General features: G+C 65.7%; 10 protein-coding genes. 2 read left to right on the top strand and 8 right to left on the bottom strand.

Features of this window, described 5'->3' with window-relative positions; all coding sequences use genetic code 11:
- Window positions 1-19: 19 nt before the first annotated feature.
- The 4 genes from BDW16_RS20270 to BDW16_RS20285 all read right to left on the bottom strand — a co-directional run bounded on the left by BDW16_RS20270 (window position 20) and on the right by BDW16_RS20285 (window position 3,893).
- Window positions 20-1,231: a DegT/DnrJ/EryC1/StrS family aminotransferase gene (locus tag BDW16_RS20270; RefSeq protein WP_066580978.1), complete on the bottom strand. Its 1,212-nt coding sequence runs from the start codon at window positions 1,229-1,231 to the stop codon at window positions 20-22.
- Window positions 1,222-2,382, bottom strand: coding sequence for a CDP-glucose 4,6-dehydratase (gene rfbG, locus BDW16_RS20275; RefSeq protein ID WP_075152262.1), 1,161 nt, complete (start codon window positions 2,380-2,382; stop codon window positions 1,222-1,224). Before rfbG ends, BDW16_RS20270 begins: the two co-directional genes overlap by 10 nt.
- Window positions 2,375-3,196: a glucose-1-phosphate cytidylyltransferase gene (gene rfbF / locus BDW16_RS20280; protein ID WP_066580977.1), complete on the bottom strand. Its 822-nt coding sequence runs from the start codon at window positions 3,194-3,196 to the stop codon at window positions 2,375-2,377. The genes rfbG and rfbF overlap by 8 nt, the downstream gene beginning before the upstream one ends.
- 256 nt (window positions 3,197-3,452) lie before the next feature.
- Entirely contained in the window at window positions 3,453-3,893 is a 441-nt protein-coding gene (locus tag BDW16_RS20285; protein WP_100362816.1) for a DUF6916 family protein, read from the bottom strand.
- A 200-nt stretch (window positions 3,894-4,093) separates the two neighbouring features.
- On the opposite strand from BDW16_RS20285, the gene BDW16_RS20290 reads away from it, so the two are divergent.
- Complete coding sequence (locus tag BDW16_RS20290) at window positions 4,094-4,393, top strand: DUF6916 family protein (RefSeq protein ID WP_066580975.1); 300 nt, start codon at window positions 4,094-4,096, stop codon at window positions 4,391-4,393.
- Here the strand turns inward: BDW16_RS20290 and BDW16_RS20295 are convergent.
- The 4 genes from BDW16_RS20295 to BDW16_RS20310 are packed head-to-tail and all read right to left on the bottom strand — an operon-like array spanning window position 4,390 to window position 6,557.
- Complete coding sequence (locus BDW16_RS20295) at window positions 4,390-4,908, bottom strand: GNAT family N-acetyltransferase (protein WP_066580974.1); 519 nt, start codon at window positions 4,906-4,908, stop codon at window positions 4,390-4,392. The two genes, BDW16_RS20290 and BDW16_RS20295, sit on opposite strands and share 4 nt — an antisense overlap.
- Window positions 4,909-4,924: 16 nt before the next feature.
- Window positions 4,925-5,452 (bottom strand): phage tail protein, encoded by a 528-nt coding sequence (locus BDW16_RS20300; RefSeq protein ID WP_066580973.1) that lies wholly within the window; start codon window positions 5,450-5,452, stop codon window positions 4,925-4,927.
- Window positions 5,453-5,464: 12 nt separating this feature from the next.
- Window positions 5,465-5,968, bottom strand: a complete 504-nt coding sequence (locus BDW16_RS20305) for a phage tail protein (RefSeq protein ID WP_066580971.1) — start codon at window positions 5,966-5,968, stop codon at window positions 5,465-5,467.
- Window positions 5,969-5,978: 10 nt separating this feature from the next.
- Window positions 5,979-6,557, bottom strand: coding sequence for a phage tail protein (locus tag BDW16_RS20310; protein WP_198585810.1), 579 nt, complete (start codon window positions 6,555-6,557; stop codon window positions 5,979-5,981).
- A 195-nt stretch (window positions 6,558-6,752) separates the two neighbouring features.
- On the opposite strand from BDW16_RS20310, the gene BDW16_RS20315 reads away from it, so the two are divergent.
- Entirely contained in the window at window positions 6,753-25,292 is an 18,540-nt protein-coding gene (locus tag BDW16_RS20315) for an S-layer family protein (protein WP_100362817.1), read from the top strand.
- Window positions 25,293-25,358 lie beyond the last annotated feature (66 nt).

The following is a 25,358-nucleotide window of genomic DNA, read 5'->3' on the forward strand; positions in this document are numbered from 1 at the left end:
TTTCTCCGGTGCCGGGTCCTCAGGCCACGCGTGCTGCGGGCGCCACCTGACGCTCGGCAAAACTGCGGAAAGTGGCGTGGATATGCTCGATCTGCTCGTCGCTCAGCCCGTGATGGCAGGCGAGCAGGATGCCGCCGCGGGTGACTGCGTCTGCCTCCGGATAGCCCCGCGGGTCCGCGTTGACCTTCACGTTCGCCATCGCCGGCTGGCGCAGGATATTGCCGGTGAATACGACGCGCGTCTGGATGTCGGCGCGTTCGAACCAGATCTGCAGCTCGCGCCGGTCGAACGGCGCTTCCGGCCGGATCGTCAGCGGGAAGGCAAGCCAGCCGGTGTGCGTTCTGGGCAGCTGCCGTGGCAGGACGAACCAGTCGGCATAGTCGGAGAAAAATGCGCAATGCCGCGCAAAATGCTGTTCACGCAGTTCAATATTGCGCGTCAGCTTGTCGAGCTGGACCAGACCGAAAGCGGCGCCCATCTCGGATGGCTCGATATTGTAGCCCAGCTCTTCGAACAGGAACTTGGCGTCATAGGGAATGTCGCCGAGCTTGACGTCGAAGCGGCGCTCGATCGCTTCGGATTCGATGAAGAGCGAAGAAGATCGTCCCCAGGAGCGCATCAGCAGCGCACGCCGGGCGAGGTCCTCGTCGTTGATGCATAGCATGCCGCCATTGCCGGCCGCGTTGACGACGTGCGAGCCATAGAAGCTGGTCGTGCTGATATCCGATCGCTTGCCAGTGCTTTCGCCGCGCAACGTCGCGCCCAGCGTGTCGGCGCTGTCCTCGATCAGGATGAGGTTGTGCCGGTCGGCTATGTCGCGGAGCCGGTCCCAGTCGGGAAGATTGCCGATCAGCGAAGGGATCATCATCGCGCGGGTGCAGGGCGTGATCCGCGCCTCGATCGCATCCTCGTCGATATTGTAGGTTCCCTCGCGGACATCGACGAATGCCGGCACCAGGCCATGGCGCACGATCGGCGCCACGGTGGTGGCAAAGGTGAGCGCGGGCGTGATCACCTCGCTGCCATGCGGAAGGCGAAGCAGTTCGACGGCGAGATAGTTCGCCGACGAACCCGAATTCACCATGATCCCATGCCGCTTCGCGAAGAGCGCGGCGACCCGCGCTTCCATCGCGCGGACATGGGTGCCCATCTGCGTCGAGGTGCGCAGCACATCGACGACGGCGGCGATCTCCTCCTCGCCATGGACGCTCTGACCATAGTTCACGCGCATGCGGCAGCCCCTCCGAATACCGGGTCGAACGCGAATCCCGTGGGTTGCACGGGATGAACGCCGCGCACGTAGCGGTCGATCTGACGCTCGCTCAGCGCACGCAGCCTGGTGTTTCCGTCCAGCGCTGCCCGGTACCATTCGACCGTCAGCGCGACCGAGTCGCGGAGCGCCAGGCGCGGGCGCCATCCGAGCGCCGATCGCGCCTTGGCGCTGTCGAGATGCAGGAAATGGGCTTCGGGCGGTGCATCCTTCTCGTCGCCGAACACGAACTGCGGGCTGCGATGGCCCCAGGCGCTTTCCAGCAGCGCGGCGAGCGTCGCGACGTCGACCGTCGCTTCTGAATCCGGCCCGAAATTCCAGGCGCCGGCCACGCTGCGATCGCCTTCGGCAATCCGGGCGGCCAGCATGAGATAGCCCGCCAGAGGTTCGAGGACATGCTGCCAGGGCCGGACGCTCGCCGGATTGCGGATATGCACCGGCTTGCCGGCTGCGACAGCCCGGACAATGTCGGGCACGAGCCGGTCGGTGGCCCAGTCGCCGCCGCCGAATACATTGCCTGCGCGTGCGGTGGCGAGCACCGGACTGCCGGGATCGCGGAAGAAGGAGCGGCGATACGCCTCGACCACAAGCTCTGCGCAGCCCTTGGATACGCTGTAGGGGTCGCTGCCGCCGAGCCGGTCGGTCTCGCGATAGCCCCAGGGCCAGCCGAGATTCTCATAGCATTTGTCGCTGGTGACGATGATCGCGCCCTGCAGCGACGGAAAGCGTCGTGCCGCTTCGAGCACGACCGCGGTGCCGACGACATTGGTCTGCAGCGTCGCGACGGGCGCGGCGTAGGATGGCCGGACCAGCGCCTGCGCCGCCATGTGGATGACGAGATGGGGATCGCAATCCTCGACCGTGCGCAGAAAGGCCGTCTCGTTACCGATGTCGCACACCCGGTGATCGACGATGTCGGCGATGCCGGCGGCCTGAAAAAAGCTGGGTTCGCGATCGTGCGGGAGCAATGCGACCGCGGTGGTGTCGGCGCCCAGCCGCCGTAGCCACAACGCTAGCCAGCCCCCCTTGAAACCGGTGTGACCGGTCAAGAGGATCCGGCGGCCAGCCAGCGCGCGGCTCAACCGGTCTTCGTCGAACCGCACCTCACGCATGGGCATGCGCTCCTGTGGGCGGTGCGGCGAGCTGCCATGGAGCAGGGGGGCTCTTCGCCCATGGCGGCGAACCGGCTACACAAAGCTGATTGAGGTGATCGCGATCCCGAATCGTGTCCATCGGGTGCCAGAATCCGGTATGCTTGTAGGCGAACAGCTGGCCGTCCTGCGCCAAACGGCTCAACGGGGCTTGCTCCAGCGGTTCCTCGTCCCCGCTCAGGTAATCGAGGACGCCGGGTTCGAAGACGAAGAAGCCACCGTTGATCCAGGTCTCGTGCTTGCGCACCTTCTCGGTGAACTCGGCGACGCGTGCACCCTCCAGCTCCAGATTGCCGAACCGCGCGGGCGGCTGCACTGCGGTGACCGTCGCCAGCTTGCCGTGCGATCGGTGGAACGCCAGCAGCGCACCGATATCGATGTCGCCCACGCCGTCGGAATAGGTGACCATGAAGGTCCCGCCCTCCAGCCAGTCGCGCAGCCGCAGCAGGCGCCCGCCGGTCATGGTAAGCTCGCCGGTATCGACCACCGAAACGTTCCAGTCGAGCGACCGGCATTGCCGGAAGGCGACATGGCCGTTGCCGATCGCGACCGTGAAGTCGTTGCTCATGAAATGCAGGTCGTGGAAGAACTTCTTGAGCAGCAGCATCTTGTAGCCGCAGGCGACGACGAAATCGGTGACGCCGTGCTGGGCATAGATGTCCATGACATGCAGGATGATCGGCTTGCCGCCGACCTCGACCATCGGCTTGGGCACGCGGACGGTTTCTTCTGAAAGACGTGAGCCCAAGCCCCCCGCCAATAATACGACCTGCATCGCGCCGCTCCTCCCACCATACTGGGCATGCCAGATTGGTCGTCACAGACTAGGGAAGCTGTGGCGGGAAGCGATTCGGGCATCGGGATTAGCCACCACCCAATCGTGGTACCGGGGCTATTCCATAGGTGTCGGGCAGGGAGCGGTCTCTCGCCGCAAACAGATATGCCGCCTTCGCTTCAAAGCGTATCCCATACCGCGGTGGGTACGATCGAAGGACAGGCCGGCGATCGTCGCGAAAGAGCGGGGCGGGCGCTCAGTTGAGAAGCGCGGTAAGCACGCCCTTGCCCTGAACCTCGCTCGACATGCCGAGGAACAGGTCGAAATTCCCCTTGGTGGCGTGGGAGAGCTGGTAGGTCGCGCCCCCCTCAGGCGCCAGGCGCGCCTCCATCTGGAAAACCGCATAGAAGGGCTGTTGCCGCCCCAGGCTTGTCGGCCGCGACGTGTCCGCGATCCGCTCGAGGCTGGCGAGCACCGCCGATACCTTCCCGGTCGGGGTGGCGATCAGGAACGAACTGCCGACCAGCTTGTCCCACTCGCCGGCTTCGGAAGCGGTGAGCGGCGGTCCGGCAGGCGTGGCACCGGTGGTGGGCGCGACGACACTGCCCGATCCGCCGCCTCCGCAGCCAGCCACTCCGGCGCCGGCCATGACGACCAGTCCTCCAACCATGAAGCGACGACGCGCGCTGTCAGTCATTGTTTCTTACTTTTCAAATGGCCAGGCCGGAATACGACGATTGCGTACGGCCTTTCCCCCAAAATGGACCTTTATCATCTGCTTGGCCGGACCGCATCCCATGAATCGTTATGGATGCGGTTCAACGCGGGATTGGCTCGGCGGGTCTGGTCTGCCTATAGCGGGAACGCTGCGCGCGTGGTGCGGCTGGGGAAGGTACGATGACGGCGGATGCGGTTCGAGGGCTGACGCTTGGCGATTTCGAAGGACATATCGGCACCGGGTTCGCGATCGAAACGGAGCTTGGCGCTCACACGCTCGAATTGGCCGTTGTCGAACCGATGCCGCAATCCACCCGTCCCGAAGGGGGATTCAGGCTCGAATTCGCGGGACCGCCGGAGCCCCGGCTGCCGCAGTCGATCTATCGGTTCGTGATCGATGGCGCCGCGCACGATATCTTCATCGTTGCGATCGGCTACCGGCCCGAGGGCGGGATACGGTACGAAGCCGTCTTCTTCTAGGCGAGCGCTTTGGCCGCGCCGGGCGTCCCGAACTCCATCAGCTCGTATACGCCCTTGTCCTCGGTCACCACGAAGCCGAGTCGCAGATACAGCCGTCGCGCCGGATTGAATTTCTCGACATGAATCGAGACGCCCTTCGTCTGATCCTGCGCCCAGGCGATCATATCGCGCAGGATCGCCTCGCCCAATCCCTGGCCGCGTGCCGCCGGTAGCAGCGATATATCGACGATACGAAACTCCAGCGGCCAGGCGTCGACATAGAGGCGCCCGATCGGGGCCCCGTCCTGTTCCAGGATCAGTCGCTCCGCATTCGGGTAATAGGCCTGATAATGGTGGTGCTGGGCGCGATGCTGCTGGGTGAGAAAGGCCTCTTTCTCGCCGTCCGGCCAGCCGCTCAGTGCGAGCTCCGCCTCCCGCGTGGAGCGATAGAGGGCCTCGATGAACGCGAAGTCCTCCTCGGTATAGGAGCGATAGACGAGCGCATGGAGCGCGGCGGCGCGAAGGGGCGGCGGCATGGTGTGGCGGACGAGGTCAGCTGCGTGGCGGGAACACACCCTGCAGCGCGATGCAGAAATAGAAGGTCAGATAGGGCTGCATGTTGTTGTGCGGCGCACCGCCGCCCGCGGGTGAGAGCGCCTGAGGCGACATCTGGATGAGGTTGGCATTGGTGGTGCTGTTGTAGAGCGCGCCGCCGCTGGAGGTGGAGAGCGTGACGCCGGATGCAAGCGTGCCCTGGGTACCCTCTTCCACCGAGGCGCGCAGCATGTGCGAATGGCTCGGGATTTCTGATTCGAGCAGCGAGACGGTTTCGCTGCCGCCTGTCTCGCCCAGGTCGTGCAACGACAGCCCGGGGCCCTGACCGGGGTGCATCGGCGCGCGGCCCTGCAGGTCGGGGAGCGCGAAATTGCTCTTCCCGTTGCCGCCATAGGTGGTGCCGAGCAGCGAGAACAGCGCCGTGTTCTGCGAGAGCGGCAACAGCTGGCCGTCGCACCAGGCCCAGCCCTTCGGTGCGAAGTTGAACGGGAAGATTCGGATCTCGGCGACAAAGGGATCGGCCATGGTGCGTTCCTGTCAGGTCGGGCTCGGGAAAATGCCGAACAGCGAGATGATATAGTTGAGGCAGAGATAGGGCTGGAAGTTGGTGTGCGGCTGGCTGCCGCCGACCGGTGTGATCGACGTCGGGGCCATGGCTGTGTCCGCCGCCTCGCCCGAATAGAGCTTCAGCAGCGTCGAACTGGCAAGCACGTTGTTCTTGGGATTGGCCTGCGACCCATTGCCCGATGCGCCCAACATGGGGTGCGAGTGGGCCGGGATCTGGTTGACGGACAGCGTGACCTCTTCAACGCCGCCCGTCTCGGCGAGGATATAGGAGTTGCCCTGATGCATGGGCAGCCGGCCGCGCAGGTCGGGTAATGCGAAGGTACTCTGCCCGTCGCCGCCATAGGTTGTGCCGATCAGGTTGAAGAGCGTCTCGTTCTCCGAGATCGGCAGCAGTTGCCCTTCACAGAACATCCATCCCGCCGGGGCGAAGTTTCCGGCGAAAATGCGAAGCTCGCCGACATAAGGTTGTGCCATGGGCTGTTCCTCAGTTCGGGGACGGGAAGATGCCGCTCAGGGCGATGCAGTAGTTCAGCGTCAGGAAGGGCTGCATGTTCTGATGCGCCTGGCTGCCCCCGTTATTGGCCACGGTCCCGGCATTGAGTGCGACGGCTGTGGGCGTGAAGCCGGGCGAGTAAGGATTTGCCGGCTCACTGGCGAGCACATAGCCGGTGCCGCCGAAATTCGGGTTCACGACATTGCCCGCCGAATTGGAGGCCTGCAGCAGATGTACGTGCGTGGGAATCTCGCTGATGCTCAGGGTATGCGCTGCCTCGCCGCCGCGCTCCCCCAGGGTATGGCCGTTGCCGACATGAATCGGCACGCGGCCGCGCAGATCGGGCAGGGCGAAATTCACTCGACCATCCCCCCCGAAGGTGGTGCCCAGCAGAGAGAACAGCGCCTGATTCTGGTTGATCGGCAGGAGCTGGCCATTGCACAGCGCCCAGTTTTTGGGCGCGAAGACGAACGACATGAGTCGGATTTCCGACAGAAATGGTTCCGCCATCGCAATATCCCCCGAAGTACCCCGATTCAGGCCGTAGCGGAAACAGAGAGGGCTGGCCATAGGGCTTGGGTTCAGACTGCCCGGTTTTGGAGCGATCGCCCGTCGCTAGTTTCTTTACACTCGTGTGTAAGTCACTGCCGTCTTGAGACAATGGCGCTGCGATGGTAATCGTTGACGGGGCGTATCAATCCGTTGCCGAGTCATTAACCAGCAGGCCATTGCCAGGATTGGCGCCGCCCCGGGGGAGAATTGTCCGTGAAGAAGCTGCATCGTGGCCGCCTGTTGCTATCGACGTGTCTGACGGGCATCGCCCTCGCATCCGCAGCTGGCGCACAGGCCCAGGACACGGATCCCAACTGGCAGCCGCGCGCCGAAGTGGACGCTCGCGCATCCGACGGGAGCAGCCAGGTCTCGTTCGAACTGTTCGCGCCGGTCGCGCAGAACGACTCGAGCCTTTTGTTCGTCTCCGGCCGGATCGGCTATGACGAACACTTCGACCGCAACGGATCCGTCACCATCGGCGGACGCGGCAAGATCGGCGACGATTTCGCGATCGGCGTGAATGCAGGAGTCGATTTCTACAAGTCGAATCTCTCGAAGCGTGACCAGACGGCGGTCTCGTTCGGCCTGGAAGGCTTCACCTCGGTCTTCGATGTCCGCCTCAACTATCGCCTGCCGGTCACCAATCGCTACACCATCGGCTATCTCGATCCCAATGCCAGCCCCGTCGGCGCGCTGCTGGTCGAGAACAACCGGCTGATCGAGCGCAAGAGCGGCTGGCGACTTGAGGATGTCCCGCTGGGCGGGGCCAATGCCGAAATCGGCGCGACGATTCCGGTGGGCAGGAAGCTCAGCGTGCGCGCATCGGCGGCGGGTTTCGACTATCGCGACGATGCGGCGAGCAAGGCCTATCGCGGCGTTCGCGGCGCACTGGAGCTGGGTGTCGAGGATCCGCTTGGCACCGGCGGTCGCTTCACGATCGGCGCCGAGCTGCAGAACGACAATCGCTGGGGCACCCAGGCGCGCGGCACCGTGCGCCTGTCGATTCCATTCGGCGGTCGCGGGCGCGATCGCGGCGCGGGCACCTCCGGTCTCGACCGCCAGATGGGCGACCGCATCCGGCGCGACTACGTGACACCGTCGGGCACCCGCTACACCGATCTCACCAGCAACAGCTTTGCGATCGACGCGCGTACCGGCAATGAATTCGGCGGCATCTACTACGTCAACGGGGGCGCGGCTGCAGCGGGGGCGGGAACCAGCTCGAGCCCGACCACCCTTGCCGACGCGGTCACCCGCGCAGGCGCGAACGGCGTCGTCGTGGCGATGGGCAATGCCGGCAACATCACCACCGGCGGGGTGACGCTGGCCACCAACCAGTATCTGGTCGGCGGCGCGAGCAGCGTCAGCGTGCGCCATTCCAACGGCACGGTCAGCGCCTTCAGCTTCGGCAGCAGCAACGGCACGGTCGTGGGCAGCAATGCCGGCGGCGCGGCGGTCACGCTGGGCCAGGGCTCGGTGGTGCGCGACCTCACCGTCCGCGGCGCTGGGGCAGGCATTCTTGCGAATGGCGTGGGCGGATTCTCGCTCGATCGCGTGACGATCGAGAATACCGGCGGGGCGGGGCTGACGCTCACCAACACCACCGGCACGGTAGTGGTCGATGGGATCACGATCCGCGGCGGCGCCGGGGCGGGCCTCCTCGTCAATGGCGGCAGCGGTCTGGTAGTTCGGAACTCGACCATCGGCGGCGGCGCCGGGGCGATCGACATCAACGATGCCGGCGGCAACCTGACGGCCTCGCTGTCGAACCTCACTTTGACGGCAACCGGCGGCACGGTCCTCGACATCGACGGATCGGGAGCGGGCACGGTGCAGATCGCGGGGCTTTCCGGGATCTTCATCGCGGGCGGCTATGGCGAGACCGGCGGTTTTGCTGCGCGCAATGTGACCTTCGATTCGAGCACCGCGACGGGCATACAGGCGGTCAATGCCGGTTCGATGCAGGTGGGCAGCACGACGGCGCGGGTAAACGGCGCCGGTGTTTCGCTGACCGAAGTCGATGGTGCGCTGAGCTTTGCCTCGCTCAATATCGCCAACAACGCCGGGACGGGCCTGACGGTCAACAACACCAAGACCGGCACCTTCACGCTGACCAGCACCACCGGAACGGTCGACACCATCGCGGGCACCGCGCTCAACCTCGATCCGCTGCTGATCAACCTGAATTTTGCGGCTGTCAGTTCGACCGGCGCGGCGGGCGCGGGCATCATCCTCGACAATGTCCAGGGTGCGGGCACCGGCGGCAGCGCGCTGAACATCGGCACGCTGACGATCGCCAACAGCGGCCAGCAGGGCCTGCTCATCACCGGCGGTTCGACCGGACTGGTGACGATTGGCGGCGGCACGATCACCAACAGCGGCGGCGCCTCCGTCCAGATCGGCGAGGCCGGCGTCGCGGGCAGTGGCGGCACGATCGGGCTCAATCTCGGCGCGACGATCACCGACAGCGGGCCAGGACCGCTCGTTTCGCTCTTCAACACCGGCGGTGCGATCCGCTTCACCGGCGCGGTCAGCGGTACCGGGCCGATCGCCATCGATGGCACGGCTGCGGGGTCGAGCATCGTCTTCGCTGGCAATGTAGCGATCAACGGCGCGACCGGCCCTGCGCTGTCGATCAACAACGTCGCCGGCACGGTGGGCTTCACCGGCACGGTGACCATCACCAATCCGACTGGCAGCGGGATCCTGATCGGCAACAGCGCGGCCGGTTCGACCGTGGCCTTCACTGGCGCCACTTCGATCACCGGTGCCGGCGCGCCCGCGCTGTCGCTCAACAATCTGGCAGGCGCCACCGCCTTCACCGGCGCGCTCAGCATCATCAACCCGGCAGGCACCGCCATCGTGATCGGCGCAGTGCCGGGCGGCGTGACCTTTGGCGACGTCGATATCACCGGCCTTGGCGCGGCCACCGGCCTCGACCTCACCGGCACCTCGGGTAACGTCACCTTCGCGACGCTCGATATCACCGGCACCGGCGCCGCCGGCTCGACTGGCATCGATCTGACCAACGCCGCCAATGCCGGCGTGGTCACCATCGTCAACCCGAGCGTGATCCAGGGCGTCGATATCGGCGCGAACCTGACCAATGCGCATATTACCGGCAGCTTCCGCTATGGCGACGGCAACGCCGCCGACGGACTGGAGAGCCGCATCACCGCCAACACGGTGATCGTCGTCGCGGGCATGAACGCGACCCAGGGCACCTATGATTTCGCCGACGTCCAGCTCGACGGCAACACGAACAATATCACCGGTGGCAGCTTCACCACCTATTACGTCCTCGCCGGCGCGACCGGCACGGGCACCGCGCTCGATCCCGGTAGCATCGCGGGCGCCGCAGCCTCGGGCGCGCAATATATCGTGCTGCTCAACAACCCGAATGGCGGGCAGGACGTCATCGATACCGGCGGTCTCGCGGGCGGCGGGCTGAGCCTGACCGCGGGCCAGTCGCTGGTCAGTTTCCTCAATACCGATTTCTTCGCGGTCACCGGCGCCACTGTGCCGGCCAACCTGATCGTCTCGAATCTCGGCCCGACCGGCATCGTCAACACCTTTGCGGGCTCGGGCGCCGCGATCCTGACCAGCAGCCTCGGGGGTTCGACGGTCAACCTTGCGAACGACACCCGGATCGACGGCGTCATCATCAACAACGATGCGTTCGGCATCGGCGTCGTCGGATCGGGCGTCTCCAACGTCATCGTCCGCAACTCGACGATCTCGGGCACCGGCGGTGCGATCAGCATCACCGACGGCGGCGCGGCGACCTCGGTCACGCTGGCCAACCTCAACCTGTCGGCCAGCGGCGGCACGGTGCTGAATCTCAATGGCACGGGCGCGGGCACGGTCAATGTCTCGGGCACCGGCATCAACATTGCCGCGACGGGCACCGGACAGGGGCTTGCGATCAACGATGTCACGGTCGGCACCCTTGATGTCGCGTCGGTCACCACCGGCACGGCCGCTGGGGCCAATGGAGCCGTCTACCTCAACCAGGTCGCCGGCGGCGCGGTCAATGTCGGCAGCGTCACCGTCGGGGGTGCCAGTGCCGGTTCGGGCATCACCGTGGCGAACAGTGCGGCTGCGGTGAATATCGGCGCAGCCAGTGTCGCCAACACCGCCGGCGCAGGCGTGGCCATCCAGAACAATAGCGGCGCCGTTACCATCGGCCCGGTTTCGGTCGCGAACAGCGGCGGCGCGGGGCTCGCCGTCTCCGGCAATACCGGCGCAGTGACGCTCGGCGCGGTCACGATATCGAACAGCGCGAGCCATGGCGTTTCGCTGCTGAACAACGCCGGGGCTCTCACTCTCGGTGCCGTGACGGTTGCGAACAGCACCGGCGACGGTGTGCATCTGGCCGGCAACGGCGCGACGTCGCTCGGCCAGCTGACGCTTGCCAATATCGGCGGCACCGGCCTGTTCGCCCAGAATGTGTCGGGCAACCTCAACGTCGCCGGCGCCACGATCACCGGTGCCACGGGCGGCGGCGTGAGGGTGCAGGGCGCATCTGCATCGAGCGCCATCTCGATCGGCGCGCTGAGCGTGAACGGTAGCGGCGGCACCGGCATCGTGCTCGAGGATATCGATGGCACCGCCACCTTCACCGGCGCCACCACGATCGCGGGCAGCAACGGTATCCGCTTCGGTGCGGGCAGCTCCGGCACGATCAGCTTTGGCGATGTCGATATCACCGGCCTCGGCGCGGGAATGACCGGCGTCGATGCTCGTAATGCGTCCGGCACGATCAACGTCGCGACGCTCGACATTTCGGGCATTTCTACCGCCGGTACGCGCGGCATCGACATGACCGGCGCGAGCTTCGCCGGAAACATCACCGTCGCCGAAAGCAGCACGATCACCGGCGTGGGGACCGGTATCGACCTGACCAATGCGGCGATCACCGGCAGCTTCCGCTACGGCGACGGGTCGAATACCGACGCAGATGGCGCGGCATCGACGATCAACGCGATCACGCCGATCACCGTGACCGGGATCAACGAAGCCGTCGGCAGCTACAATTTCGCCGATGTGGTGCTGAACGGCGACACCACGGGTCTCGTGACCAATCCGGTCCGCCTGTTCTTCGTCGAGCAAGGCCGCACTGGCGCAGGCACCAAGACCGATCCGGGCAGCCTCGCTGCGGCGCTCGCTTCGAACGCGACCGTGATCGTCCTGCTCAACAATCCGACGGGCGGCAACGATACGCTCGACGTAGCGGGCCTCGGCACCTTCGCGCTCGACGCCAACCAGCGCCTGATCGGCTTCCTCAACGGCGATAGTCAGACCGTCGGCGGCGGCACGCCGGTAAACATGCTCCTCTATGGCTTGACGCCGAGCGTGGTCACCAATCCCTATGCCGGATCGGGCGCGGGGCTGCTGACCCACACCGGCGGCGGCATAACCGTAACGCTGGCGAACGGCGCCTCGATCGACGGCATCCGCATCGGCGGCACCGGCATTGGCGTTTCGGGCGTCGGCGTCTCGAACGTGTCGATTGCCAACTCGATCATCGCGGGCGGCAACGGCGCAATCCTGCTGCGCGACGGTGGCGCGGCGGCATCGGCGACGCTCACCAACCTCTCGCTGTCAGGCACGGGCGGGACGGTGCTCGACCTGCTCGGTACCAATGGCGGGTCGCTGACCCTTCGCGGATCGGGCATCTCGATCGCGGCCACCGGCAATGCGCGCGGCCTGGTCATGGATCGCGTCACGCTGGGCGCCAATCTAGGCTTCGGCGCCGTCGCGACGCAGACCGCGTCCGGCTCCGGCGTCGCACTGAACAATATCGGCGGCAGCGGCGGACTGAGCTTCACCAGCATCAATGTCGGCGGCACCGGCGCCGGGGCAGGGGTTTCGCTCGGCGGCAACAGCGTGGCGATCGATCTTGGCGCGGTGACGGTCGCCAACGCCGCCGGCGACGGCGTCGAGGTCCTCGCAAACACCGGCAATGTCACGCTCGGCACCTTCGCGATCAGCGGAGCCGGGGGCACCGGCCTGCGCATCGAAGGGATGCAAGGCGCGTTCACCGCGCTTGGCGGATCGATCACGGGCGGCGCCACCGGTCTGTCGCTCACGGATATCGACGGTTCGGCGGCCTTCACCGGCGGCGTGACCATCACCGGCCCGGGCGGCACGGGCATCCGCCTGGGCGGCGGCAGCGCCGGTACGATCAATTTCGGTGACGTCGATATCACTGCGCTGGGCGGCAACAGCACCGGCCTCGACGCACGCAATGCGTCGGGCAATGTCACCTTCGGCACGCTCGACATTACCGGCATCTCGACCGCGGGCACGCGCGGCATCGATCTGACCGGCGCGACCTTCGGCGGCAATCTGACCATCGCGGGCAGCAGCACGATCACCGGCGTCGGTATCGGCGTCGATCTGACCAACGCGGCGATTACCGGCAGCTTCCGCTATGGCGACGGATCGAACACCGATGCGAACGGCGCGGCGTCGACGATCAACGCCACGGTTCCGCTTGTCGTCACCGGTCTCAACAGCGCTGTCGGCACCTATAATTTCGCCGATGTGAACCTGGTTGGCGATACCAGCGCGCTTGCTACATCGTCCACGGTCTATTGGGTGCTGGCCGGCGCGAGCGGCGCGGGCACGCGCAGCAATCCGGGCAGCCTGAGCGGGGCGGCGGCGTCGGGCGCCGACATCATTATCCTGCTTAACAATCCGGTCGGCGGCAACGACACGCTCGACGCCAACGACGCGACCTATGGCACCGGCGGCACCTTCACGCTGCTGACTGGCCAGCAGTTGCGCGGCTTCCTGTCGAGCGACATGATCGCGTTGCCGGGCGGCGCTCCGGCGAATGTGGTCCTCTACAACGTTGCGACCGGCAGCGTGTCCAATCCCTTCACCGGATCGGGCGCGCCGACGCTTACGACCACGGCGGGCGGCGGGGCGAACACCGTCGTCGTTGCGAACAACACGGTGATCGACGGCGTGGTGATCGCCAATGGCGGCAGCGGCGCGGGCGTCTATGGCTCGGGCGCGAGCAACGTCACGATCTACAGAAGCAACATCTCGGGCACGAGTCGCGCGATCGACTTCAGGGACGGCGGCCTCAACGCGAGCCTGGCGCTCGGCGTCCTGAACCTGTGGTCCAGCAACAATTCGATCGCGCTTTCGGTTCAGACGACCGGCGGCGGTTCCACCACGATCACCGAACTTAGCAACATCCTGATCCAGGGTGGCCATGGCGGGATGGGCGGCGCCTATTTCAACGGCGTGACCTTCGATGCCGACCTGGCGACTGCAGGCTATCAGCGGGTCGATTCCACGCTGCAGGTCGGCACGGGCGGCACGCGTCTGAACGGCGCCGGTGTCGCGTTCAACGGCGCAAGCGGCGACTTGAGGTTCGTCAGCCTCGGCGTCTTCAACCAGGGCAGCAGTGGTCTGGCCATGACCGGTTCGGCGCTGAACCTGGCCAGCATGTCGGGCACGATCGACACGCTGAACGGCACCACGCTCGCCCTCGCCGGCGCACGGACCGACCTCGTCCTCGATAGCGTCGTCCATGTCGGCTCGGGCAGCGGTATCCTGGTCAACGGCCTGACCGGCATCGGCACCGGCGGCCGGGCGCTCCAGATTGGCGCGCTCAACGTCAGCACGACCGCCGGCAGCGGCATCGCGGTTTCGGGCAACGTCAACGGCACGATGAGCTTCGGCGCGGGCTCGAGCATTACGGGCACCCTGGGCTCGGCGATCTCGATCGCCAGCGGCACCGGCACGCTCGACTTCACCTATAACGGCAGCGTCAGCCAGGCGAACAACGCGGCGCTGCTCAGCGTGGCGGGCCATAACGGCACGATCACCTTTGGCGCAGGCAGCATTTTGTCGGCGACCAACGGTACGGGTCTCCAGTTCGACAATGCCGACGGCACCTATCTCTTCAATGGCACGACGACGTTGAATGGCGGCGATGCCGGCATCGACATCCTGAACGGTTCGGGTGGCAGCTTCACCTTCGCCAACGCGTCGATCACCAGCCCGACCGGCACCGCGATCAACATCGCGGACGGCGCGGCCAGCCTGAGCTATACCGGCAGCGTCACCCAGGCGAACAACGCGGCCCTGCTTTCGGTCCTCAACCATTCGGGCGGTACGGTCGCTTTCCAGAGCGGCACGCTGAGCGCGACCAACGGCACGGGCCTGCAGTTCGACAATGCCGACGGCACCTATGCCTTCAACGGCACCACGACGCTGAACGGCGGCGACGCGGGTATCGATATCCTGAACGGTTCGGGTGGCAGCTTCACCTTCGCCAACGCGTCGATCACCAGCCCGACCGGCATTGCGATCAGTATCGCGGACAGCACGGCCAGCCTGAGCTACACCGGCAGCGTTACCCAGGCGAACAACGCGGCCCTGCTTTCGGTGCTCAACCATTCGGGCGGTACGGTCGCTTTCCAGAGCGGCACGCTGAGCGCGACCAACGGCACGGGCCTGCAGTTCGACAATGCCGACGGCACCTATGCTTTCAACGGCACGACGACGCTGAACGGCGGCGACGCGGGTATCGATATCCTGAACGGTTCGGGTGGCAGCTTCACCTTCGGCACCAATGCCACGATCACCGACCCGAGCGGTCCGGCGTTCAACATCCATAACTCGATCGCGAACGTGACCTATCTGGGTACGCTCAACCAGTCGATCGCGGCTGCGCTGGCGCTCAACGTATCGGCACATTCTGTCGGAACGCTCGATTTCAGCGGCGCGACCCTGAACGTGACCGGCGGACTCGGGCTGACGTTCAATGATGCGGATGGCGTCTACAGTTTCGGCAACGCGGCGCTCAGCGGCGGCGCGGGCATCGCGATCACCAATGGGTCTGCGGGCACCTTCACCTTCGGGAGCGGCACCAGCGTCACCAATGCGGCCGGCGCGGCGATCAGCATCGGGAACTCGACCGCGGGGGTCACCTATTCGGGCGTGATCAGCCAGTCGACGCCGGGCGTGGCGGCAGTCGACGTTTCGGCTCATTCGACCGGCGCGCTGAATTTCACCGGCGCGACCATTGCCGCGACGGGCGGCACCGGGCTGACGTTCAACAACGCCGATGGCAGCTACGGCTTCGGCGCGGTGGCGCTTTCGGGCGGCGCGCGGCTTGCGTTGCTCGGCGGTTCGGCGGGCGCTTTCACCTTCGGCGATGTCGATATCACCGGGCTGTTGGCCAACACCACCGCGGTCGATCTGACCGGCGCGACCGGCAACGTCACCTTCGCGACGCTCGACATCGCCGCGGCTTCGGCCATCGGCACGCGTGGCATCGACATGACCGGCAGCACCACTGCCGCCAATGTGATCGTCAGCGGCAGCAGCAATATGAGCGGCCTCGGCATCGGCGTGGATCTGACCAATGCCGCGATCACCGGCAACTTCCGCTATGGTGACGGTTTGAACACCGATGCGAACGGCGCGGCGTCGAACATCAATGCGGTGACCCCGCTTGTGATTGCGGGCCTGAATGGCGGCACCGGCAACTATAACTTCGCCGATGTGAACCTGAACGGCGACACCACGAATCTGTCGGTCTCCGCCTATTTCGTGCTCGAGGGCGCGACCGGCAGCGGAACGCGCAGCGATCCGGGCAGCCTGGCCGGCGCCGAGGCGGCGAACGCCACCTATATCGTGCTGCTCAACAATCCGCTGGGCGGCAACGACATTCTGGACGCCACAGCGGGCGCGGGCGGTTCGTTCGACCTTGACGGCGGCCAGATCCTGTACAGCTTCCGCGATACCGACAGCTTCACCGTGGGCGGCGGCGCCCCGGCCAATATCATCCTCTACAATGTCCAGACCGGCGTGATCTCCAACCCGTTCGCGGGTTCGGGCGCACCGACGCTGACCGCGAGCGGCGCCAACGCGACGCTGACGCTGGGCGGCAACAACATTCTCGACGGCGTGATCATCGCCAACAGCGGCACCGGCGCCGGCATCCTCGGCAACGGAGTCGGCGGCACGCTCACGATCCGCAACAGCACCATCTCGGGCGGTGCGGCCGGTGCGCTGCGCATCTACGACAACGCCGCGAACGTCGTGCTGGGGCTGAGCAACCTCACTCTCGCCGCGAACGGCGGCAACATCCTGCACCTCGACGGCACGGGCGCAGGAACGTTCACGCTGACGCAACTGGCGAACCTTACCGTCAACCATAGCACGGAGACAGGCGGCTTCCTCTTCTCCGACGTGACGTTCGATTCGGACACCCTCACCGCTGGCCTTCAGGCGGTAAACGCGGGTGCGCTGACGCTCGGTACCACAGGTGCCCGGATCACCGGCGACGGCCTCAGCCTGACCAACGTCACCGGGACGCTGAACTTCAGCGATCTCAACATCGCCAACAATGGCGGCACCGGCCTGATCGTCGCCAATTCGAAGGTGAACAACTTCACCCTCGGTACCACCGGCGGCGCGATCGACACGACCAACGGCACGGCGATCAACCTCGATCCGCTGAGCATCAACATGGTGCTCAACTCGGTATCCGCGACCGGAGGCGCCTATGGCATCCTGCTCGATCAGGTGCTCGGCAACTTCACCGTCACTGGCGCGGTCAATGTGAGCGGCGTGACCGGCGCCGGAATCTCGGTTCGCGACAATACCGCGCTGGGCGTGCTGTTCCAGGGTGCGGTCGCGATCAACAATACCGCGGGCGCGGGCGTCCTGCTCACCAACAATGCGGGCGCGACGGTGGACTTCACCGGCGGGCTGGGGATCGTCACTACCACCGGCACGGGTTTCGCCAGCACCGGCGGCGGCACGATCAGCGTGACCGGCAGCGGCAATACGATCACCACGGGCAATGCGGCAGGGTTCATCCTCAGCGGCATCACGGTGGCGGCAGACGGGGTGACCTTCGACCAGATCACCGCTGCGCCGACGATGGGCACCGCGGTCGGCGCGGTCAGCGTCAATCTGGCAGGCTCGCTCAATATCGGCGGGCTCAATCTGGATGCGGCCAATGACGCGGTCGTATTCAGCAACCTGACCGGCACCGGCGGCGTCAATCTGACCGGCACGCTCGATATCGATAGCGGCGTCGGCTTCAGCTTCTCGGGCGCGCTCGGAACGATCAACATCGCGAACTCGGCGGGTTCGTCGCTGACGATCGACGGCGCCCAGCAGGCGATCCGCTTCCTCAACGTGACCGGTGGCACGGTGAACGTGGCCAGCAGTGCCGGTAGCGCCGCGATCAATGGGTCGGTCAATTCGGCGATCGACCTCAGCGGGGATACCGGCGGCACGCTGAACTATGGCGGCACGATCAACGCGGCGCAGGGTTCGGTCCTGAACGCAGCGAACAGCCTTGCCAATGTCACGCTGTCCGGCGCGATCACCTCGACCACCGCCGGCACCGCGTTCAACTTCGCCAATGCGGACGGCAACTACACCATCTCCGGCAATGTCGGCCACACGGGCGGCGCAGGCGTCGCGATCGACGCGGCGAGCGCGGGCGGGATCACCTTCTCCGGCGCATCGAAGACCTTCAACACCGGGAACAATGCCGCGATCACCACCGCTGGCACCGGCACGCTGTCGTTCAGCGGCGGCGGACTCGGCATCTCCACCATCACCGGCACGGGCTTCGCCACGAGCGGCGGCGGCACGGTGCTGGTCGACGGTGCCGGCAACGCGATCACGACGTTGAGCGCCACCGCGCTGTCGCTGAACAACGTTGCGCTCGCTTCGGGCGGCGTGACCTTCCAGAGCATCAATGCGGCGACGAGCGTCGCTGCGGCGGTCATCGCGGATACGGTGACGCTGAACGGGGCGCTGTCGATCGGCGGGCTCACCGTCTTCGGCGGCGGCACCGCCGCGCGCTTCAGCAACCTGACGGGCGGCGCGGGCGTCAACCTGACCGGCACGATCGATATCGACGGGAGCTCCGGCTTCGAATTCAGCGGTACGCTGGGCACGATCAACATCGCCGACGCGGCCGGCTCCACGCTGACCATCAATAGCGCCACGCCGGCGATCCTCTTCAACGGCGTGACCAGCGGGAACGTCAATATCGGCATGGGCGGCGGCAGTGCCGCGATCAGCGCCGACAGCTCAGCGATCCGTGTGACTGGCGGCACCGGTGGCCTGCTGAGCTATGGCGGCACCATCACCCAGACGACGGGCAGTGCGGCGCTTTGGGTGTCCGACAGCAGCTCGCAGGTCACCCTGACCGGGGCGAGCAACTCGACCGGCCTCGGCACGATGTTCGTCTTCAACAACGCCGACGGAATCTATTCCGTCACCGGCAACGTCAGCCAAACTGGCGGCATGGGCGTCGTCGTTGATGCGTCGAGTAGCGGCACGATCACCTTCTCGGGTGCGAGCAAGGTGTTCAACTCGGGCGCCAGCCCTGCAGTCGGCATGGCCGGCACCGGTACGCTGTCCTTCACCGGCGGCGGGCTCGATATCGACTCGACCAGCGGCACCGCTTTCCGCGGGACCGGCGGAACGATCATCGTCACCGGCGCGAACAACCGGATCGATACGACCACCGGCCAGATCCTCAACCTGAGCGGGGTGACCGCAGGCACCGGCGGCATCAACTTCGCGTCGCTGACCGCGACCGGAACCGTCACCGACAACGCCATTCTGCTGAGCAATCTCACCGGCGACGCCTTCAGCGGCGGCACGGTCAATATCGGCGGCACCAGCGGCGCAGCCAATGATGGCATCAAGGTGAGCACGGGTACCGCGGCGATCAACTTCGGCGCGACCACGATCGGGGCGGCTGGCAGCAACGCGATCGAATTGCTCAACAGCGGCTCGGCAGTGACGTTCGGCACGATGAATCTGTCTGGCGGCGGCGGCTCCACGGTTGTCATCGACGGCTCGACCGGCCCGGTCACACTGGGGCTCGGCACCATCACTGCCACCGGAGCGGCCAATCACGCGGTTTCGGTTACCGGCGGCACTGGCAACATTACGGTCGGCTCGGCGCTCAGCGGCACCAACATGGTGCGCATCTCCGATCATGAAACCGGCACCGTCACCTTCAGCGGAAACATGGCGTCGACGGTCAGCGGCATCCTGGTTGTTGGTGTCAACTCCGGCCTGGTCACCTTCACCGGCAACACCCTCGCGCTGAACGCCACCGGCGCCGGCGTCTTGCTGTCTGGCAACGCCGGCGGCACGATCGACTTCAACCCTGCAGCGGGCGGCAGCGGTCTCGACATCGTCAGCTCCGGTGCGGGCTTTGACGCCGCTAGCGGCGGTACGATCATCGTGCGCGGCGCAGGCAACTCGATCAGCACCACCGGTACCGGCATGGCGCTCAATCTGCAGAACGTCACGATCGGCGCTAACGGCTTTGAATTCAACAGCGTCAGTGCCAATGGCGCGGCGATCGGGATGATGATCCACAATGTGGGCACCACCGGCCCGGCGCTCAGCCTTGGCACGGTGAACCTCCAGGGGATCACCTCGCGCGGCATCGACATCTCCGGCAACAACCCGGTTGGCCTAACGATCACCGATCTCGACATCGCGCTGAACAGCAACAGCGCGGTCGCGCTCGATCTCAACGGAGCGACGCTTTCGGCCCCGATCATCATCGGCGACTTCGATGTCACCAACGCGGGCGCCGCAGGTACCAGCATCGCCGTCGATCTGCAGGGCACGCTTGGCGGCGCCAGCATCCTGCTGGGTGGCCAGTCGGGTGCCTCGAGCTCGATCGCGGGTGTGGGCACCGGCATCGCTCTGAATGCAACGACCAACGCGCTGCTCACTTATGGCGACGGCGAGTCGGTCAGCGACATCGCCTCGACGATCTCCGCGAGCACTGCGATCGACGCGACCAACGCACCGCTTGCCGGAACCTACGACTTCCGCGACGTCGCATTCGCGGGCAGCCCCGGTGCGGGCTTCGGCGTCAACAAGATCTGGTTCGTCGACGCGGACGGCGCCACCGGCGGCGGCAACGGCAGCGGCTCCGACGGCAACAATCCGATGACGATCGCGGCCGCGGCGGCGGTCGCCGGCGTTCAGGACATCATCGTCCTGGTCAACAACGGCCAGTTGATCAGCACTGGCGCTTCGTCGCTCGCGCTCGCTACCGGTGCGCAGGTGCGTGGCTTCGGCAACGGCGCGGGTGGCGGGGCGGGCAGCGGCAGCGCGCCGATCGCGCTCACCATCACCGTGCCTTCGACGATCCTCCTTTCGGGCGGCTCGACGATCAACATTGCCGATCCCACCGGGCTGGGCGCAGCGACGCTCACTTCCTCGGTCGGCGCGCCGAGCGTGGTCACACTGGCGGCCAGCGGCAACCGTCTCTCGGGCTTCATCCTCGACGGCGTCGGTGGCGTCGCGCGCGGTATCTTCGACGGCGGTGCCGGCACGGCAAACGCCCAGCTGGACCGTCTGACGATCCGCAATTTCGTCGGTGTCGGCGGTGTCGTACTTGCTGGCCTGAACAGCTCGGCGATCGACAATGTCGCCTTCTCGGGCAACGCGCTTGACGTGTTGATCAACGGCGGCAGCGGGGCCACGTTCAGCAACATCAGCAGCACCGGGGCGAGCAACGCGCTGAGCTTTGGCGGAGTCGCCGGGCTGACACTCACCAATATCAGCGTCACCGGCGCTTTTGGCTTCGGCCTGCAGTTCACCGGTACGACCGGCACGGTCACCGCGACCAATGTCGATATCACCAATACCAGCGGCGCGGCGATTTCCGTCTCTGGCGGCACTGCCACTTACAATTTCGACGCGACCAGTTCGATCGCTCAGGGAAATAATGCCAGCGCGCTCAGCGTCACCGGCGGCCATAGCGGCACGCTCACCTATGCCGGAACGATCGGCGCTACCAACGGCACCGGCCTGCAGTTCGACAATGCCGACGGCACCTACAACTTCACCGGCACGACCACGCTGAACGGCGGCGATGCCGGGATCGACATCCTCAACGGCTCGGGCGGCAGCTTCACCTTCGGGACCGGCACGTCGATCACCAGCCCGACGGGCGCCGCATTCAACGTTGCGGGCAGCACCGCGGCCGTCACCTATAGCGGCAACATCACCCAGGCGAGCAACGCCGCGCTGGTGAACGTCCTCAACCATTCGGGCGGCACGATCACCTTCCAGACCGGCACGCTGGTCGCCAGCAACGGCACCGGCCTGCAGTTCGACAATGCCGACGGCATCTACAACTTCAACGGCACTTCGACGCTGAACGGCGGCGATGCCGGGATCGACATCCTCAACGGCTCGGGCGGCAGCTTCACCTTCGGGACCGGCACGTCGATCACCAGCCCGACGGGCGCCGCATTCAATGTTGCGGGCAGCACCGCGGCCGTCACCTATAGCGGCAGCATCACCCAGGCGAGCAACGCCGCGCTGGTGAACGTCCTCAACCATTCGGGCGGCACGATCACCTTCCAGACCGGCACGCTGGTCGCCAGCAACGGCACCGGCCTGCAGTTCAACAATGCCGACGGCATCTACAACTTCAACGGTACTTCGACGCTGAACGGCGGCGATGCCGGCATCGATATCGTCAACGGCTCGGTTGGCACCTTCGGCTTCGGCGCGAGCACCGCGATCACCCATGCCGCTGCAGGCGATGCCTTCGTGCTGACCGACAGCAATGCCGATGTGACCTATTCGGGCAGCATCAACGACAGCAACGGCTATGCCATCCGCATCGACAACCACGATGCCGGCGCGATCACCTTCCAGACCGGAAATATCGGCGCGAATGGTGCCGGCGCGCTCGGCCTCAGCGTGATCAACAGCAATGGCGGTGCCGTCAGCTTCAACGGCGCCATCGCTTTGAACACCGGCGCGAACACGGCGATCACGCTGGACAGCAATGCCGGCGGTACCGTTTCGTTCAGCGCGGCCGGCGACGGCCTCGACATCGTCACGACCTCGGGCACCGGCCTGCTGATCTCGGGCGGCGGCACGGTCAACGTCCTTGGCGCAAACAACAGCATCACCAGCACCAGCGGCACGCTGCTGAACGTCTCCAACGCCACGGCTGGCGCCACGGCGCTCAACCTGAACTTCGGGGCGGCGAGCAACACGTCGGGCGCCAACGGCATCCTGATCAGCCGCACCGCGGGCACGCTCGCCGGTTCGGTGAACATCGCAGGCGGTGCGATCACCGCCACCAACCGCGGCGTGGATCTCGACGGCGATGCGCTGACCTTTACCTATGGCGGCAGCATCACGACCAGCGGCGCCGCCGCGCGCTCGGTCGAAGTGACCAACCGCACAGCCAACATCGCCACCTTCTCGGGCAACATCACCGACAATGCGCTGGGCATCAACATCGCCAACAACACCGGCGGCACCGTCAGCTTCACCGGTCCGTCGATCGCCCTGTCGACGGTGGCCGATGCCACCGCGCTGACCCTTGCCAACAACACCGGCAGCTCGATTCTGTTCGGGATGGCGGGCGGAGGCAATGGCCTCGACATCCTGGCCAGCGGCACCGGCACGGGCATCAGCTTTACCGGCGGCGGCCTGCTGGCCATCGGGGGCAGCGGCAACACCGTCCAGACCGCGAATGGACAGATCCTCAACCTTGCCAATGGCAATGTCAGCGTCGCCGGACTGACCTTCGATTCGCTGACCAGCACCGGAACGGTTGCGGCCACCGCGATCAACGTCAGCAACGTCGACGGGGGCACGCTCAATGGCGGCACCGTCTCGATCGCCGGCACCAGCGGCGCGGGTTCGGACGGCATCTTCTACGGCTTCGGATCGACCACCAATATGAACTTCGGTTCGACGACGATCACCGGTACGGCGGACGAAGGCATCGAGATCAACGGTGCCGGCAACGGCACTTTCACTGCCAGCAGTGTCACGATCAACGATACCGGCGGCAACGGCGTCGAGATCAGCAGCGCGACTAACTCGGTCACGCTGTCGGGCGGCGCGATCGGCGCCATCAACGATCCGAACGGTTTCGGCGTGTATGTGCTGGGCGGCTCGGGTGCGGTCAACATCGCCTCCTCGGTCACCAAGACCACCGGCGTCAATGTCGTGTTGGTCGACAACCACGAGATCGGCACCGTCAACTTCTCGGGCAACATCAGTGCCACGGGCGGGTTCAACAACGGCATCGTCGTCCAGAACGTCAACAGCGGCACCGTCCAGTTCGGCGGCACGGTCCTGCTGAGCACTGGCGCGAACACCGCGGTGAGTCTGCTCAACAACACCGGCGGCACGATCAGCTTCCCGAATGGCGGGCTGAATATCACCACCGCCAGCGGCACCGGCTTCAACGCCACCGGCGGCGGCACAGTCGATGTGCAGGGGACCAACAGCACCATCACCAGCGGCACCGGCACCGCGCTCAACATCGTCAACACCAATATCGGGTCGAACGGCGTCAACTTCCGCAGCATCTCGTCGAACGGTGCCGCGAGCGGAATCATCCTCAACAACACCGGTTCGGCGGGGGGCCTGCGCGTCCTCGGTACCGGTGCGGCGGGTTCGGGCGGCACGATCCAGAATTCGACCGGCGACGGCATCAGCCTGACCGGCACCGAGAATGTCCGCCTCAACTATATGAACGTCACCAACAATCTGGGCGACGGCATCGGCGGATCGAACATCAACGGCTTCGTGATCGACAATCTTCTGATCTCGGGCAACGGCACCGACAGCGGCACCGATGAATCGGGCATCAATATCGCTGGGCTCACCGGCAGCGCCTCGGGCGGTTTGCGCCCGACCGGCATCTTCAACTCGACGATCCAGAACAACTATGAGTTCGAGGTGCAGATCACCAATTCGGGCGGCACGCTGACGAACTTCCAGATCGTGAATTCCACGATCTCCTATACCGGCAGCAACAGCGCCAGTGCGCACGGCAACCTGGTCAATTTCCTGGGCACCGGCACCTCGACCATGGGGCTCACGGTCACCGGCAGCACCTTCACGGGCAACTGGAACCCGTCGAGCCCGCCGGTGCTGACCACGGGCAGCGGCCTGTTCGTCGACAGCTCGGGCACGAGCATGACGGCGAACGTCAGCACGTCGAATTTCTACAACAACAACAACGGCATCAACATGTCGACCGGCCCGGGGTCGACGACGCTGACCTACAGCATCATCGGCAACACCATCACCGGCTCGCGCTCGACGGCGATCAACGATTTCCACAACGGCAATTCACCGTTCTCGCGCACCGTCAACGGCACGATCCAGAACAACATCATCGGCATCAACGGCGTTGCGCTGTCGGGCTCCCAGTTCGGCAACGGCATCAGCGTCTCGAACGAAGGTGCGGTCAACGCCAACTATCTGATCAGCGGGAACACCATCCAGCAGATCGGCCAGGCTGGCGTAAGCGGCTCGTCGGCGATCGCGGTCAATGTCGGACTGGTGGGCCAGGCGACGGGCGGCGGCACGACCAACCTCACGATCCTGAACAACACGATCCGCGATATCCTCAACAGCCGCGGCATCATCGTGAACAACAACCAGAATACCGGTACGCTTCCGACGGTCCGTCTCAGCCTGATGAGCAACCAGTTCCTCGGCACGATCGCCGGTCAGGCCGGCAACGGCCAGTATATCCGGCTCAGCGCCAGCGGGGGTGGGCAGTTCTTCCTCACACAGCTGGCAGCGACGGGCAGCGCGATCGCCAACGAGGTCGATGATGCCAATGGCTTCAACGACGCGAGCAAGATCAGCATCGGGGCGGGCGGACCGATCACCTATGGCTCGGCCGCGCCGACCCTGCCGCCGTCGGTGGTGCCGCTCCCCTGATCGGGCATTCCCCGGCGCGTGCGTTCACGCGCCGGGTTGCCGGCTGAATGTGGTTGCAACTGCCGC

It is taken from the genome of Sphingomonas koreensis (assembly GCF_002797435.1).
In the GTDB taxonomy this organism is placed as follows: Bacteria; Pseudomonadota; Alphaproteobacteria; order Sphingomonadales; family Sphingomonadaceae; genus Sphingomonas; species Sphingomonas koreensis.